This window comes from Planococcus maritimus (assembly GCF_001592825.1).
Taxonomy (GTDB): Bacteria; Bacillota; Bacilli; order Bacillales_A; family Planococcaceae; genus Planococcus; species Planococcus maritimus_C.
The window spans coordinates 1-360 of record NZ_LTZG01000044.1; the positions used below are offsets into that span (position 1 = coordinate 1).

A 360-nucleotide genomic window follows, 5' to 3' on the forward strand; every position below is an offset into this window, starting at 1 on the left:
GCCGATGATTTTGGTCTTCACCCTGGCGACGTGGATCTTCCGAGTGTGGGCGGGGTGGACTTTTATTTTTGCCAGTTCTGGAATGATTGTCGATACCAAAGATGGCGGCCCACTATCATGGCTCGAATATGCCTATTTTGCAGGGTATTTAATTTTCACACTTGGTAATGGCGCATTTGCCCCGGAAGATGGCATCTGGCAAATCGTGACGATTTTCGCGACGCGGACCGGCATGCTTTTTATCACTTTTGGCGTGACGTATTTATTACAAGTACTGAGCGCCGTTTCGGAAAAGCGTTTGCTCGCTTCTAGCATCAGCGGCATTTCCAAAGCTCCCGCCTCATTCGTTAACGCATCATG

At 49.2% G+C, this 360-nt stretch carries 1 protein-coding gene; it reads left to right on the forward strand.

Features of this window, described 5'->3' with window-relative positions; all coding sequences use genetic code 11:
- Window positions 1-82: 82 nt before the first annotated feature.
- A partial coding sequence (locus AY633_RS16680) for an ion channel (RefSeq protein WP_260804586.1) occupies window positions 83-360 on the forward strand: 278 nt, incomplete at its 3' end.